The 12,615-nt window shown below is 33.9% G+C and carries 16 protein-coding genes, 2 pseudogenes and 1 other annotated feature; of the genes and pseudogenes, 5 read left to right on the top strand and 13 right to left on the bottom strand.

From position 1 onward, the window contains the following. Positions 1 to 71 precede the first annotated feature (71 nt). A complete protein-coding gene (locus MHH88_RS05910) occupies positions 72 to 509 on the top strand; it encodes a hypothetical protein (RefSeq protein ID WP_339261802.1) in 438 nt (145 codons plus the stop codon). Between the two features lie 66 nt (positions 510 to 575). Here MHH88_RS05910 and MHH88_RS05905 read toward each other — a convergent pair. From MHH88_RS05905 to MHH88_RS05885, 5 genes and pseudogenes are all read right to left on the bottom strand, one after another. Then, positions 576 to 733 (bottom strand): annotated as a pseudogene (locus MHH88_RS05905) (IS3 family transposase); the annotation flags it as partial. 84 nt (positions 734 to 817) lie between these two features. Further along, positions 818 to 961 (bottom strand): annotated as a pseudogene (locus MHH88_RS05900) (IS3 family transposase); the annotation flags it as partial. 101 nt (positions 962 to 1,062) lie between these two features. Continuing rightward, entirely contained in the window at positions 1,063 to 1,533 is a 471-nt protein-coding gene (locus tag MHH88_RS05895; protein ID WP_339261801.1) for a hypothetical protein, read from the bottom strand. Between the two features lie 128 nt (positions 1,534 to 1,661). After that, positions 1,662 to 1,874 (bottom strand): hypothetical protein, encoded by a 213-nt coding sequence (locus tag MHH88_RS05890; RefSeq protein ID WP_339261800.1) that lies wholly within the window; start codon positions 1,872 to 1,874, stop codon positions 1,662 to 1,664. A 66-nt stretch (positions 1,875 to 1,940) separates the two neighbouring features. Beyond that, positions 1,941 to 2,111, bottom strand: coding sequence for a hypothetical protein (locus tag MHH88_RS05885; protein WP_339261799.1), 171 nt, complete (start codon positions 2,109 to 2,111; stop codon positions 1,941 to 1,943). 188 nt (positions 2,112 to 2,299) lie between these two features. Here MHH88_RS05885 and MHH88_RS05880 point away from each other — a divergent pair, with 188 nt between their 5' ends. Then, positions 2,300 to 2,764, top strand: a complete 465-nt coding sequence (locus MHH88_RS05880; RefSeq protein ID WP_339261798.1) for a hypothetical protein — start codon at positions 2,300 to 2,302, stop codon at positions 2,762 to 2,764. 180 nt (positions 2,765 to 2,944) lie between these two features. Here the strand turns inward: MHH88_RS05880 and MHH88_RS05875 are convergent, their stop codons facing one another. Then, positions 2,945 to 3,382, bottom strand: a complete 438-nt coding sequence (locus MHH88_RS05875) for a hypothetical protein (RefSeq protein ID WP_339261796.1) — start codon at positions 3,380 to 3,382, stop codon at positions 2,945 to 2,947. A 154-nt stretch (positions 3,383 to 3,536) separates the two neighbouring features. Here MHH88_RS05875 and MHH88_RS05870 point away from each other — a divergent pair, with 154 nt between their 5' ends. Then, positions 3,537 to 3,749, top strand: coding sequence for a hypothetical protein (locus MHH88_RS05870; RefSeq protein WP_339261795.1), 213 nt, complete (start codon positions 3,537 to 3,539; stop codon positions 3,747 to 3,749). A gap of 19 nt (positions 3,750 to 3,768) precedes the next feature. Here MHH88_RS05870 and MHH88_RS05865 read toward each other — a convergent pair whose 3' ends face one another. Further along, positions 3,769 to 4,215, bottom strand: coding sequence for a hypothetical protein (locus MHH88_RS05865; protein ID WP_339261794.1), 447 nt, complete (start codon positions 4,213 to 4,215; stop codon positions 3,769 to 3,771). Positions 4,216 to 4,385: 170 nt separating this feature from the next. Here MHH88_RS05865 and MHH88_RS05860 point away from each other — a divergent pair, with 170 nt between their 5' ends. Continuing rightward, positions 4,386 to 5,390, top strand: coding sequence for a hypothetical protein (locus MHH88_RS05860; RefSeq protein ID WP_339261793.1), 1,005 nt, complete (start codon positions 4,386 to 4,388; stop codon positions 5,388 to 5,390). A 95-nt stretch (positions 5,391 to 5,485) separates the two neighbouring features. Here MHH88_RS05860 and MHH88_RS05855 read toward each other — a convergent pair whose 3' ends face one another. From MHH88_RS05855 to MHH88_RS05840, 4 genes are all read right to left on the bottom strand, one after another. Continuing rightward, positions 5,486 to 6,736 carry a DUF4179 domain-containing protein gene (locus tag MHH88_RS05855; protein WP_339261792.1) on the bottom strand — a complete coding sequence of 417 codons (1,251 nt, stop codon included), beginning with the start codon at positions 6,734 to 6,736 and terminating at the stop codon, positions 5,486 to 5,488. Next, positions 6,733 to 7,233: a sigma-70 family RNA polymerase sigma factor gene (locus MHH88_RS05850; RefSeq protein WP_024361590.1), complete on the bottom strand. Its 501-nt coding sequence runs from the start codon at positions 7,231 to 7,233 to the stop codon at positions 6,733 to 6,735. Before MHH88_RS05850 ends, MHH88_RS05855 begins: the two co-directional genes overlap by 4 nt. A gap of 127 nt (positions 7,234 to 7,360) precedes the next feature. Continuing rightward, complete coding sequence (locus MHH88_RS05845) at positions 7,361 to 8,272, bottom strand: hypothetical protein (protein ID WP_339261791.1); 912 nt, start codon at positions 8,270 to 8,272, stop codon at positions 7,361 to 7,363. Positions 8,273 to 8,515: 243 nt separating this feature from the next. Next, positions 8,516 to 9,508, bottom strand: coding sequence for a zinc-dependent alcohol dehydrogenase family protein (locus MHH88_RS05840; RefSeq protein ID WP_339261790.1), 993 nt, complete (start codon positions 9,506 to 9,508; stop codon positions 8,516 to 8,518). Between the two features lie 241 nt (positions 9,509 to 9,749). Between MHH88_RS05840 and MHH88_RS05835 the strand changes: the two genes are divergently transcribed. Then, positions 9,750 to 10,313 carry a cysteine hydrolase family protein gene (locus tag MHH88_RS05835; RefSeq protein WP_339261789.1) on the top strand — a complete coding sequence of 188 codons (564 nt, stop codon included), beginning with the start codon at positions 9,750 to 9,752 and terminating at the stop codon, positions 10,311 to 10,313. 177 nt (positions 10,314 to 10,490) lie between these two features. Here MHH88_RS05835 and MHH88_RS05830 read toward each other — a convergent pair whose 3' ends face one another. Further along, positions 10,491 to 10,904, bottom strand: coding sequence for a GNAT family N-acetyltransferase (locus tag MHH88_RS05830; protein ID WP_339261788.1), 414 nt, complete (start codon positions 10,902 to 10,904; stop codon positions 10,491 to 10,493). A 24-nt stretch (positions 10,905 to 10,928) separates the two neighbouring features. After that, complete coding sequence (locus MHH88_RS05825; protein ID WP_339261787.1) at positions 10,929 to 12,155, bottom strand: MFS transporter; 1,227 nt, start codon at positions 12,153 to 12,155, stop codon at positions 10,929 to 10,931. 62 nt (positions 12,156 to 12,217) lie between these two features. Next, positions 12,218 to 12,478, bottom strand: a binding site (T-box leader). Positions 12,479 to 12,615: the final 137 nt, after the last annotated feature.

Genomic DNA, 12,615 nt, shown 5'->3' with positions numbered 1-12,615 from the left:
TTTCCCTTTTATAATTGTTAGGTTGGCCGACTTTAACACTTTAAAAGTTAATTTTAAGGAGGAATTACAAGATGGCGATTTATAATTATCGAAAAGGTTCTACTACATCAACAATTTTAACAAAAGAGCAATTACTTCAGTTGAGGTATGCAACTCTTAGTGGTGCGGATTTTTTACAATCTTCCGATAATCATTCAAGTATTCAAGATAAATTAAGAAATGTTTATCTTGGAAATTTAAATACGGTGTTTGGCATCAATTCTGTTTCAACTATTGCCACTCGCCTATCACTAATTTATGATGGTATGCCGCGTTCAACTAGAAATACTGTAGCCACAGCAGCAAATACTAGCGTTAATCACTTTAGTGTTATTTTTAGCAATGCTGACTCCAATGGGGCTAAACTAGTAACGGTTAACATCACTTATTATGAACTATTTAACGCAACGTCAGGGACCACTACCTTGACACTCCCAGTTTCAGTAACCGCTACTCGGTATCACATCTAATCGTAAGCATAAAAAGCTCTGTCTATGGGACTGACTCCGATAGATAAGATAGTAATCAAAAAAGCATTACCCAACCAGTTGTCGGTATTGAACCGGCGACTGGTTGTTTAGTTTCGTTTGAATTCGGTTATTGTTATAATAGTTTATATAGTCTTTGACAGTTTGTTCTACGATGGCGGTCGTCCTTTACGAGACATGCTCATGGTAATGCCTTTTGCTTTTACGGTTTATTGATAATCAATGTGTATACCGTCCCTTGGTCACTGTGCAACGGCCTACAGTTTATTTCAAATGATTACTTCGTCATTTCTATACCAACGCACCCATGTTTCGACCTGTGTTTTATGGCGTATATTTAATTCCAATAGAATCTGTTTGACAGGTACCCCCGCTAATCGCATCTCAATCGCTTTCATTTTTACTTCATATGGATAACTCACTCTTGTTCCCATAGAAAAAACACCTCCAAATTGAAATTTAAGTATCTATACCCGAATTTCAATCGAAGATGCTTTTTTTATTTGTCTTTACCTATTGGGGTCAGTTCCCTTTTTTATTGTATAGCAATTTCTATTGAATTAAAAAATTCATCACTGTTGATTATTTTAAAACATCTAGTATCACTATTAAAGCATATTTCTTTTTCATCTTTGAATATATACATAGAGTAATCCTCATTAGATTTTACTTTTAACCAATAATCTGCATCACTTAGCATATAGATATTGGTTGATATTTGTAATTGTAAATTGTGAAGATGATGGACAATTTGTTTTAGCTGTTCTGCATCTTCTATGAAAATCGTTTCATAATCCTCTATATTTCCATTTATTATACCAATCCCCAGCTTCATATTGTCAGTGCTAAAATCTGCATCCTTCATTATGTCGGATACTGTATAAATTTTTTCGGCTTCCGCTTTTAGAGCAGCTTCTCTTTTTTTATTTTCATATACATCCAATCCCATTAAAACAATACTGATTATAACAACGCCCATGAGTATGAAAATTGTACGTTTCCGCATTGAGTTCCTCCTCATTTTTTTAAAAAAATTATACCAAATTCCATACATTTCGACTGTATCAAAACGCAATAATTCTCATAAATTCAGCTTTTCCCCACCAATAAAAAGGATGTTTTGAAAATTGATTATTAATTTTTTCTAACTTTCGACTTCTCTTTATCCATAAGTTCAAAAAAAGAGGGTAGTTGCTTAAATTCCTTCTTTTTTATCGTTGATAGCACCATTAAAATCAGCTCTTGCTCTAAATCCTTTTGGTTTTGCCAATCTGTTTGTCTTAACACTGATTTAATTTTTGGTGTCAACAGTTCAATAATTTCTTGTTCAAATCTGCTATCCACCACTATCACCTCAAACTTTTTTATATTAATTTTTTCAAATCTATTAAACATCACATCAATTTTTATGTTCTACCCCTCCGCCTTTTCTTTTTGCAATAATAACTGTACAGCTTGAGTGTTGTTATTAACGGCTTCAGTCAATAAAGCTAAGGATTTATCAAATTTCCAAAAGACTAATAGAAATGCCACTATCGGAAAACCAACATTGCTAATAAAATTTACTAATAATGATTGATCCATAATAAAACCTCCTTTGTTCTTAAAGGTAATTTAATTTGGATTTTATCAACCTAATATTTATAATTGATTTAATTTTTGGGTAAATGTTAATCTATTAAAAAGATGATGTACAATAAAAAAGCTTCTTTCTACTACGCAAAAATTAGATTAATTATAAAATTTTAGCGTTTTTTTGAGAGGGGGATTTTATGCGTAAACGACAAGTATTTTTCACAATTAGTATTATGATAATTATTATTGCCGGAATCAGCTTATGGATAAACGAGCGAAGGACTGCCGTCCCAGCAGTTTATTACGCCACAGATGTCCTAGAAAATGCTAATTTTAATGCAAAAAATCAATTTGTAAGCATTGAAAGTATCATTCTAAGACCTGAAATTAAATTTACTTCTTTGAAAATTCCAGAAGAAACACAGCAGGAGCTTATACAGGCTTTTAAAAATGCAAAATTTAAAAAAGTAGAACATCTATCCTCAATTCGTTACCGTTACAATTACCGTGTCAATATAACTTTGAATACAGGCTATGTGATGTTTATGGATTCAAATACAAAATTCGTACAACTGGATGATACGGGAGTGGCCTATATAATCGAAGATGATGATAACCGATTTTTTGATATTTTAGAGAAAGCTACTATTGAAAAAAGTTAAGGATATCATCATTGTGTGAGTTATTTATCTTCATCTATACATCATCTTTTTATTTAAATTAAGTATTATCTAAGGATGCATTTTAATAGTATAGAAGGGCTAACCCTTTCTATACTATTAAAATTTTCTTTTTTAAAACCAACCAACAATCTCTTTTGTCTTACACAATAAAATTAATTCTCACATAAGTTTTGTACCATCAGGAAGCATTATCCAATTGACATTTACAGCTTTAATATATGCTAGTTCTGATCCTGGTCGCTCCTTATTAACCGTTAAAGTCATATTTACTTGAATTGCGTTGAAGTTGACCATTGTTCTGTACGTCTTCAATAATTGGCGATGCCCTTCTTTTGCATCTGCTATGCCTTGTAATAGTTCAGCAGCATTAAGGCTTCCAATAAGACTAATGACCCCTAAAGCAACAGATGCAACTGTGCTTACCGCAAATACTAATGGAATAACAGCACCTCCATATGAAGCAAAAGTATTTCGTATAATTGAGTCCTGAGTAGTTTTATTATCAAGAATATTTACAAAGTCTTCTTGTGCGTAACACATAGCGTCTAATTGAGATTTTGTAGCAGTAATGATTCTTGTTGTTGTGTAAAAACCCATATTCATTCCTCCTAATTTGGTTTATTTGTTAGCTAACGCTTTATAAAGGGCATTTTCAACTTAAATTATCAACTACTATTTAAAATTTAAAATAGAAGTCTCTGCACAACATTCTTGATAATAATTCTGAACACCCCATTCACACCGCAATGCTATGATTCAAGGGCTTAAAGCAGGTAATAATGGAGTGCAACGTTTGGAGAGTGATTTAGTAAAGTCGTACCGATATAGTGCAACATTCGATGTTGAGTTAGCCTTTCTAGAAGCTAGTGATTGGGCTACGCAAAAGCAACTTTTCAAAGGCGTAACTGCAGTAGGGAAAATCCACGCCTTCTACGATGAAAAAGGGAATCGAATCCCTGTATAAAATAAAGGGGTAGTCGAATCTATTCGACTACCTCATTATGATTTAAGTAACTTTGTACAAATGAAAAAAATTCAGAACCATTCTCAAGAATGTATTGCTTCATCATTTTAGGACTCTCAATAATGCCAATGATGTTTCTTTCATAGTCTACGATTATTGTATAGGATACTTCTGGATTCGCTGAATAAAAGTAAATAAAAGCATCCTCATTAAAAGCTGGTTTATTAGGAATTATTTTCTTTTTCATAAAGAGACTATCTAGTATCGAAATAAAACGCTCTGTTTCCTCTTGATCAAGATAATATGGTTGTCTCATATCTGAAATTAAAATATTATTGATGCTCGCAATATCCAATGCTGGTACAGCCTCATCAAAAGTAATTAGTGGTCTAGTGGAATACCATATTAGCCAAATCACAACTACAATCAACAAAAACCATATTTTTTTATTGCGAATATTCATCATCCTCCTAACCCATTTTCCTTTTTTAATTATATCAAAACACTAGTATTACATTAAAGTAAAATCCGAATCCACACCAACTCCTGGTCTATCAACATATAAAATCCATATCAAAATTGTACGGGGTGTGCTATGGTAAATTATCGAAACAAATATATCGAAGGTGGAAAAGTATGTTAGAAGTTAGTGAAAGTAAATTAGCTCAATATGTTGTACATTATGTAAGCGATACCCTTGTCTATGGAGAGGAAGCATTTTCTCAACCTGAAGTTATGCTGGAAGCAGCATTTACACAATTAGCATTTAATAAACTCGACTTTGAGCAGCAATATGAATTTTTTCATGAAACAGCTATCGGCTTAAATGAAGTGTATACGTATGTAAAAGCTATTTTTGATGAGGACGCTAGTTTTCTAGAACAATCCAAGCATATCGCTAGCCACTTACATAGTGCATCTGGGCATCCGAATATTAAAAGTGGCGAGTTGTTTATTGGCTTATTTGACAATTGTTTTCTGTCTACAGAGCCAAAGAAAGTTATTGCCATTGTCAAAATTGAAGAAAAAGAAATGTTTTTAGATATAAAAAATGAACAAAATAAAATGACTGTTAATGGCATCGACGGCATTAACGTTAAGAAAATGAATAATATGGCTGTCATCGTTGATATGGGAGCTGATGAAGCCCCAGTTGTCTTTATGAAAACGAAGAAAAAGGAAGATGTCGTGTACTGGCAAGAACGTTTTTTAAAAATTAAAGTAGCTGATGAACATTACCATAAAACAAACTTGGCATTAACAGAATGTAAGAAGTATATTTTGAAAGAAGATCGTTTTACCAATACCGAGAAGTTAGGCTTGTTAAATAAAACGCTCGATTATTTCCACAGTGAAGAACAATTTCAAGTCAACGATTATATTGAAACTGTATTCGAAGCAGCCGATTCAACGCAAAAAGACATTATCGTCAATTCAGTCAAGCCCTATGAAACCGTGATTTCCGAAAGTGCCCTTGCTAAAGCTGAAAAAAGTTATAAACGTAAAATTAAATTGGATTCCGCGATTGAAATTCAAGTGAACGTCCGTGATATCGAGCAACTGGAAGAGCTTATTGAGGTAGGCTTTGATGAGGAAACAAATCGAAAATTTTATAAAATCTACTTTAATGAAGAAATATAGTCCCGTAATAAAAATAGTGTTAGATTGATTGCGTTCAATCTAACACTATCGCCTTAAAGATAGGTGAAATCGCCAGTAAAACCATACCAGTAAAATTATTGCAATGGAATCTTTACTTCAATATCTTCCCCAATCGGGTTATAGTAATAGTTGAAAAATATTTTAGCTTTACCATTATATTGATCAAAGGACTCTGTTGAATAGAGATACTCATCATCATCCGAAAATGTGCCGCCTTTATATGCTAATGTCGTGCCATCTGCTTTTAAACCACTTCTATAAAATATATGTCGTATACGACCATCCCAATTTTTTGCAGCCGTTTTTAAACTTTGTTGCTCTACAGAAATATCCCAATCTAAAAAATCAGGTTTTGAGAGTACTTCTTGTCTACCAAAATCAACTTCAATAAAGTCCTCTCCCTTTGGAACAGCTTGAACAGCGCCTATCAACACCGTTAATGACTGTGGATTATCAAAATAATTACTTTGCAAATAGAGCGTATATTTGCCGTCCCGAATATCTCCGTTCATTGAATGACTACTACGAATGCTTTCTCTACGCTCACCACTTTCCGTTACGACTGCAATATCATCAAGTGCTAATATTTGCATTGTATTTGCTTTGTCTACTTCAATGTCGAGTGCCAATTTTAGTGGGGTACGGCGAATTTTTGTAATAGTAAACTTTTGACCTTCGACTTCAACAGTACGATTAGCAATAAAAACTTTTTCCTCCGCGATTTCGTTTTGTAAGGAAAACGGTATCGTCATTTCAATTTCCCCTTGATTCTTATCTTTAAAACGAAATACGGCTGTAAAGTCCCGTGAAGTATAGGCCATTGGCTCAGAAAAACTATATTCCACTGAAGATGAAATAAATGCTTGATTTACCCCACCCATCGTAAATGAACAACCACATTTAATTTCATCGTCTCCTTGGAACAATTGGACTTCCTCCAGATTTAATTCAAATGAAGCATCCGCATCATAGTAAAGGACAAAACCTGACTGATCTGCTATCACGCCTTGTAATGTAAGAGATAGACCATCTTTCGTCTGCGTCTTATTAATTTCTTCATAATATTTATGCTCCACAATATCTTTTATCCCTTTATCTCTTACTACCGCTGATACAATGGCGTCCAAGCCAGGTATTTTTGCAACATAGCTAGCAACAGTTGGCGAAACGCGAATAGAAAGTAATAGACTTAAGCAACACAAAAATACGATTGCTACAGAAGCCATACGCTTCTTTGTTCTTTTTTCTCTCTGTACTTTGCGCAATACATCCATTCGAATTTGTTGAAGTTGCTCCTTTGGCACATCAATTGGTGGTTTTTTCATAGCCAGTCCTCCTTTTCTCTTGCGAAGTTTCTAAGCTTCTTTAGAATGTGATGAAGTTTAGACTTTACAGTACCTTCTGGAATTTGATTGAGCTCGGCAATTTCCTTGTTTTTAAGTTGTTGAAAATATTTCATATAGACGATTTGTTGCTCTGACAAGGTTAATTGTGCTAATAATCTCTCAATATCTGAGTAAATGGCCCATTCAAATACATGATATTCTTCGATCTGAACGGTTTGTTGACGTTTTCGCAAATGGTCTTTACAGCAATTGATTAAGACGCGCACGAGCCATGTTCTGGCATATTCGGGTTGTTGAACGGTATGCATTTTTTTAAGCGCCTTATAAACTAGCTCTTGCATCACGTCTAAAGCGTCTTGCTCATTTTTCATATATGTAAAGGCCATGCGATATAAAATTTCTTCGTCCACTTCAATAAGAGAAAGTATCGCTTGATGATCTCCACGTATGGCACGCTTTGTGATTTCGAATTCCATTCTTTTCGCCTCCTTCCTCCATTAGACTGTAAAATACTTTATTTCGTTCAAAAATGATTTAATCTAACAAAAAAACCTTCAAATTCTTAATGAATCTGAAAGTTTTTGAATGAATATTTAAAATTAGTTAATCTTGGAAGCTTGTTAAAATGCCATCTTCAAAATAAAGGTATTGACCATTTCCATAAACCCATTGTTCATACGACCCGTATACTGTTACGGTTCTATTAATATCAATTGGTTCACCCCATAAAGATGCTTTTACTTCGTCATAGGTCATTCCTAAAGTAGGATTCATCCCTCTAGCAGCTTCAATTTTTTCGTCTCTTACTCTCGCCTCTTCCTTTCTTATAATCATCGTATTTAAATTTCGCTGATATTCACTTTCAATATAGTTCCAATCGGTTTTCGTTATAGGTCCGAATGATAACGGACTTTTATAAGATGTATTCGTTACCCCTGCAATAATTTCATCTTTCATTCTCCCATAATATTTAGGATCAACAGCAAGTGCTAAAGCTCCTGAAGCCTTGTAGGAATTTTGGTCAGTTTGTAAATAAAGAGCATAATTATACATTGCTAAAAATTCCTCATTATCATGAAGTCCTTTTTCATTGTCAAACATTTCTTGAACCTTTTGAAAATCCTTATTTCTAACAGCTTGTTCCATTTCATTCAGCACTAACTCTTTACCCTGTTTTGAAAACTTCTCCATTTTAATCCAATTATCACGACTGACCGCTGACCTAATTCTGTAATACTTCGAACTTATAAAAGTATAATTATTTTCACTTATCAATTGGTCTACAAATTTTGTACTAAATTCATCTACTTTATCAGTTTCCGATTCTGGTAAATCTAAAGTTTCTAATTTCACCAAAAGATCTTCATAGTTCTTTTCCTTTAAAAGCGTTTCTAAAGCAAGAATTTCTGATTCAGCCCTTATTTCATTTTCTTCCTTAACAGTTTTTTCACTATTACAACCTGATAATAATAAACTGAAGCCCAATCCTAATACTAAATGTTTAATCTTTATCAACCAGTACACTCCCTTACTATGTTCTTTCGTATGTATTAATCACCATTATAAATCTATTTTGGTAATCTATAACAAACTCTATTTTATATTTTCACATAATTACAATCAACCTATTTAGTGATTAATGGAAGGAAGCTATCCATTCTACTCTATCGATAAACAAAAATGGACCTCACGAAAGTGAAGCCCATTAATAAATTATACTGGCAGAACATCGTACCGACTCATTGCTTAGAAATATTCTTAATAGCTTGTTAAAAATACTTTACCGTTCGTCTTTTTAGTAGCTTCAACAGCGTCAATTGCCTTTGTTAAATCTGATAAGTCATAGGCGGAATCGACCTGCATTAAGTGCAATTTTTTGTCATTGATGAGCGTAGCCAAATGAATAAACATTTCTTGCCATTTGCTTACGGATACATTTTTATTCCAATTCCTCAAATGAAACATATTGGCATTCAATTGTGCGCTATTGACAATATGTGCCCAATTGACTTGAATTCCTGATAGTAGACCTATGGTTAAGAAGTGCCCATTAGGATGGACACATGTAGCTAATTCATTGCCATCAGAGCCTCCAATCGAATCAATTGCTGCATTTGCACCTATTCCATTTGTCAATTCCATAACGGTTTCATAAAGACCACTTCTAGAAGTATCTATTACATCAGAAGCTCCTAGATGAAGTAATTTCTCTGTATGCTTATTATTTCTTGTCACGCCAATCAATCGAAAACCTATTATTTTAGAAAATTGAGCAAAAATGTGTCCAATAGCTGAACCACAAGCATTCACCAATAAAACATCATTTGTTTTTAATTTTAACACTTCTGTACAAACTACCCACGCAGTAACTGGATTGATATACATTTGAGCAGCTGTAAAGTCATCTATTGAATCAGGTACAGGAACGATAAATTCTGCTGATGTTTTAACAAATTCTTGCCATGTTCCTTCTCCACGTAAAGGTAACACACGTTTACCAATAAGATTCTTCGAAACAGAAGAACCTACATTGTCAACAATTCCAACCCCTTCATAACCTGGAATGTTGGGCAATGCTATACGATGAGCATACGATCCTCTAATCGGAATTAAATCAGAGGGATTAATTGGTCTTACTAGCATTCGTACAAGCACTTCATTATCCTTAGGTGGTTCAATCGTTTTATACTCGAGTTTTAATACCTCTTTAGGGCTACCAAATTCATTGAAATGAATATACTTTACATCCATCTTATCATGCTCCTTATTAGTACTAGAGTAATTGAAGTATAGCATTATCTGGTGTATTACTTCGTCAACAGTATTTGATCATCATCACAGATGGTATAATTTAACTGACTAGGTAGTCAAATTTTGTTTAGGAGGTAGATAGGATGATAAACAGAAGAAATAGGTACTTAAAAAACTAGGGGATTACGACTAAGTAACCAATCTTTTAGCGTCTCCCCACATTTTGAAAGGGGAAAATTATTTGAAGCAACTATTATTAATCATCGACGCACAGCAAGCATTAATTGATGGAAATCAAGAAAAAGGTCAAATTTTCAATAAAGAGAAGCTTATTATTACTATTAATAAAGTAATTAACAAAGCAATAGAAGCAACAGTTCCAATTATTTTTGTGAGGGATCTTGATGTAGCTGAAGGACAGGGAGAAGGATTTCAAATTCACAATGAAATTACTGTACCTACTGAAGCAAAGATCTTTGATAAATCTGCAACAAATTCTTTTTATGGGACAAGACTGCTTGAACATTTAACAACACAGCATATTGAACATATTGTAATGATGGGCTGTGAAACACAGCACTGTATAGATAGTGCTGTTAGAACGGCAACAATCAGTGGTTTTGATGTAACGTTAGTGGGCGATGGGCATTCAACATTGGGCAATGCTATTTTAAGTTCCGAACAAATTATACAGCATCATAATACTACACTGCACGGTCATTATAATGTTGAACACTTTTCTATTGTTAGAAATTCCGAGGAAGAATTATTTTGTCCCACTCATAATTCTTATCGGAATAGTTAAAAATAATTTTTAAAATTAATCATTCAATGAAGAGAGCCGGCAATAAGCACAAAGGACTTGCGTGTATTTATGCGCAAGTCCTTTATGTGGTATGTTATTTCGACTGTTGAAAAGTCAACTTTTATTCTCATTCGTGCACACAGCCGCCATTTCAAAACTTTATAGTACAATCGTTTTTTAAAGCTTTTTTGTGTAATAATATCGCTTACCTGTTAGTGGATAATGAGTGAGTACAAATTCTTCTTTATAGCCAAGCTTCACGTAAAAATCAGGTGCCTGAAAACTAAACGTATTCAGAAATACATATTTACAACCTCTATCTCTAGCAATCTTCTCAGCTTTATCCATCAGTTTCGTACCAATATGTTGTCCACGAAGTTCTTCACTTACCCATAAATACTCAACTTCTAGCCAATTTCCATGTGTCTCTCCAATTAGCCCAGCAACTCTAGTTCCTTTTTCATCTTCGACAAAAATTCCAATATCTTTTACTATTTTTTCTTCAAGATTTGAAAGATTATAATTTAATAACGCTTGAAAAATATGCGCTTTCTCCTCATTAGTCACTTTTTCACATTCAATAAATTTCATTTTTCTGCCTCCTCTATTGCTTTATTAACTATTGAAAGAAGATACCCCTTTTTTAAAATACGCTTGCCGTTTTGAACCCGTTACTGCTTTCCAAGCTAATAACCCTAAGAACAAGAAGGACATTGAAGCAATTAACCCAACAGGTCGAATGGAGGTGAATTCAGCGGCCAAACCTATTACAACCGTTACAGCAACAATTATACTTGCTTCAATAACACGAAAGAGGCTTTCAAACCTTCCCATTATCTTTACAGGCACATGATTTTGGTAAAAAGTCAAATAGCCTGTATTTGCAAATGTTACAGCAAAGCCTATTAAAAATACACCCGGTACCGCGCTAAAAAAACCGCTCGCATTATAAAATACTAGATAACCGATTGAGGTGAAAATTGTGCCAACACCAATTAAATGATTCACCGCGAGTCGCTTTGTAAATATAGAATTAATGAAGGACGCGATGATAATGCCAGCCCCAAAGATACTTAATAAATACCCATAATTAGTATCTGAAATTGACAGTACACCTTTAGCAAATGCTGCCTCTAGAGAATCGATTGCAGTCATAATTATCGTAGTACTGCTAAATAATAAATAGATTTTGGTAATATAGGCATTTTTCTTACTAAAATTAAAAACTATATGACAATCATTTTTTATTAGTTCCCATGAAAATCTTTGCATTTCTGTCTCTTTGTCTCTTACATCGACATTAGGTAGTATCATGATAATAAGCGCCGAAAAAAGTAATGCGACTGCATTTATATGAATGGCGGTATAAGGTGTGCCCATCCAAAATAATATACCCGCAATGCCAGGACCTATTAACGAACCACAAGAATTGATAAAACTACGTAGTGCATTAAAACGTTGCCGATCTTTTTCAGGGATTAGTTTCGTCATATAAACCATTGATGTAGGCTGAAATATAGCACTGCCCACATTAATGATAAATGCTAGTACATAGACATAAATAAGCGAAGGTAAAAAAGGAATTACTGCAATACATAATGCCCGGAACAAGTCCAATCCCATCATAAGTAGCCGTGTATTTACCCGATCAATTAAGCTACCTGCCCAAGTATTTGAAAAAATCGTTGCGATTGGACCGAGGATATATAATAAAGCAATGGCAAGTGGGGAACCTGTTTCACCCAATATAATTAAATTAAGTGCAATCAAATAAACCCATGCACCCACATTTGAAATGCCTATCCCCCCTAATAGCATTAAAGGATACTTCCATCTGGACATTATCACCACTCCTATTTTATTTTTAATAAAACAAAATAAAAAACTCACCCCCAAGATAGTATCTTGGGGGCGAGTCATATCGCGGTGCCACCCCAGTTCGTTTCTACATTGCTGTAGCAACCTTATCGAGTACGGCATTTTAAACAATCGTGCGATACTCTATCCCGTTAACGTGAGAATACGTTGCATCATCATTGTCTCAACAAATAAATCCAATGCACAGCTCCAAGCCTTGTTTCAACATATTTTGTATCCCTCCTTTTCAGCTCCCGGAGGTCTCTGTAGATTGTACGTATGTTTACTCTTCTTTTCATAGCTTTTCATATATAATTTTGTAAATCTTATACTATTTTAAATTAAATTTCAATACTAAAAGAAGACTACTTAATTTCATGATTATTATAAAACATTAACGAGGGTTAATTATCCATATGAATCTCGTTACATTTAAAGCTATACT

This window comes from Lysinibacillus sp. FSL K6-3209 (assembly GCF_037976175.1).
GTDB lineage: Bacteria > Bacillota > Bacilli > Bacillales_A > Planococcaceae > Lysinibacillus > Lysinibacillus sphaericus_D.
The sequence above is the reverse complement of the archived record's forward strand: the minus strand, read 5'-3'. Positions and strand labels throughout refer to the sequence as shown.

Excerpts from the sequence above, each read along its gene's own strand:
- MHH88_RS05870 (WP_339261795.1), top strand. The coding sequence starts at position 3,537 with ATGATTCAAGGGCTTAAAGCAGGTAATAATGGAGTGCAACGTTTGGAG.
- MHH88_RS05880 (WP_339261798.1), top strand. The coding sequence starts at position 2,300 with ATGCGTAAACGACAAGTATTTTTCACAATTAGTATTATGATAATTATT.
- MHH88_RS05885 (WP_339261799.1), bottom strand. The coding sequence starts at position 2,111 with ATGGATCAATCATTATTAGTAAATTTTATTAGCAATGTTGGTTTTCCG.
- MHH88_RS05865 (WP_339261794.1), bottom strand. The coding sequence starts at position 4,215 with ATGATGAATATTCGCAATAAAAAAATATGGTTTTTGTTGATTGTAGTT.
- MHH88_RS05875 (WP_339261796.1), bottom strand. The coding sequence starts at position 3,382 with ATGGGTTTTTACACAACAACAAGAATCATTACTGCTACAAAATCTCAA.
- MHH88_RS05895 (WP_339261801.1), bottom strand. The coding sequence starts at position 1,533 with ATGCGGAAACGTACAATTTTCATACTCATGGGCGTTGTTATAATCAGT.
- MHH88_RS05910 (WP_339261802.1), top strand. The coding sequence starts at position 72 with ATGGCGATTTATAATTATCGAAAAGGTTCTACTACATCAACAATTTTA.
- MHH88_RS05850 (WP_024361590.1), bottom strand. The coding sequence starts at position 7,233 with ATGGAATTCGAAATCACAAAGCGTGCCATACGTGGAGATCATCAAGCG.
- MHH88_RS05855 (WP_339261792.1), bottom strand. The coding sequence starts at position 6,736 with ATGAAAAAACCACCAATTGATGTGCCAAAGGAGCAACTTCAACAAATT.
- MHH88_RS05830 (WP_339261788.1), bottom strand. The coding sequence starts at position 10,904 with ATGAAATTTATTGAATGTGAAAAAGTGACTAATGAGGAGAAAGCGCAT.
- MHH88_RS05825 (WP_339261787.1), bottom strand. The coding sequence starts at position 12,155 with ATGTCCAGATGGAAGTATCCTTTAATGCTATTAGGGGGGATAGGCATT.
- MHH88_RS05860 (WP_339261793.1), top strand. The coding sequence starts at position 4,386 with ATGTTAGAAGTTAGTGAAAGTAAATTAGCTCAATATGTTGTACATTAT.
- MHH88_RS05840 (WP_339261790.1), bottom strand. The coding sequence starts at position 9,508 with ATGGATGTAAAGTATATTCATTTCAATGAATTTGGTAGCCCTAAAGAG.